This window comes from Anoxybacillus sp. CHMUD, from assembly GCF_013096965.1.
GTDB classification, from domain to species: Bacteria; Bacillota; Bacilli; order Bacillales; family Anoxybacillaceae; genus Anoxybacillus; species Anoxybacillus kestanbolensis_A.
Map to the genome: position 1 here is coordinate 1 of NZ_SDLG01000057.1, position 968 is coordinate 968.

The 968-nt window shown below is 37.9% G+C and carries 2 protein-coding genes; one reads left to right on the forward strand and one right to left on the reverse strand.

The window, feature by feature from the left end:
• Positions 1–705, reverse strand: a 705-nt coding sequence (locus ETB99_RS14555; RefSeq protein ID WP_171700931.1) for an RNA-guided endonuclease TnpB family protein, incomplete at its 3' end; no start/stop codon positions are given.
• Between the two features lie 83 nt (positions 706–788).
• Between ETB99_RS14555 and ETB99_RS14560 the strand changes: the two genes are divergently transcribed.
• On the forward strand, positions 789–926 hold the full coding sequence (locus ETB99_RS14560) for a hypothetical protein (RefSeq protein ID WP_171700932.1): 138 nt from the start codon (positions 789–791) through the stop codon (positions 924–926).
• The last annotated feature ends 42 nt before the right edge of the window (positions 927–968 follow it).

Genomic DNA, 968 nt, shown 5'->3' on the forward strand with positions numbered 1-968 from the left:
AACTTTTATTCGTTGCTTATTCCAATTCGAGCCACCTTTTTTTCGTCTGGAAAGAATACGTTGTGCTTTTGCTAGTTGTTCTTCTAGCTTACGAAGCCATTTCGGGTTGACGTACTTTGTTCCATCAGAAAGAACGGCGAATTCCTTCAACCCAACATCGATGCCAACGGCTGAACCCGTTTTAGGCAACGCTTGCACGTCAGTTTCAACCAAAATGGACACAAAGTATTTCCCGCTCGGATTTCGTCTAATCGTAGCAGACAAGATACGCCCTTCTACTTCACGACTTTTTGCAAAACGAACAAGACCAAGTTTAGGTAGCTTGATGTGCTTATCTAGCACAGCAATATTCCCATTTGTATGCTTAGTTGTATACGATTGCACAGCATTCTTTTTAGACTTAAAGCACGGTTTGTCGTTTTGCTTTTTAAAAAAGCGATCGTACGCATCATCTAGATGTTTGAGTGAAGATTGAAGCGCAATGCTATCCACTTCTTTTAACCAAACGAATTGTTTCTTCAATTGTTTTAATTGAGAAGAACAAGTTTTATACGTTAGTCCCTTGCCTGTTTGCTTATAAGCATCCTCCCATTTCGCCAAAAAATAGTTGAATACAAAACGCGAGCAACCGAATGTTTTCGCGATTAATACTTCTTGTTCTTTATTTGGATAGATGCGAAATTTGTATGCTTTGTTGACCAACATTGACTTCACCTCCTTTCCAGTATATACTTATTATAAATCTAGTGTATTGTATGTATCAAGTATATTGGGGAGGTAGCAGACAAATGGAACGTATACCAAAATTAATTAAATTCCCTGCTGATTTGGTAGCAGAAATAGAAAAGTATCAAAAAGAAAATTACATTTCAAGTTTTGCAGGTGCGGTTTATGAACTGATCCGTAAAGGCTTGAAAAAGCAATGAAATACATCCATACATTGAAACACAAGGCGGCTAGGGCTTACA

Coding starts and splice junctions, on each gene's coding strand:
- ETB99_RS14560 (WP_171700932.1), top strand. CDS start 789: ATGGAACGTATACCAAAATTAATTAAATTCCCTGCTGATTTGGTAGCA.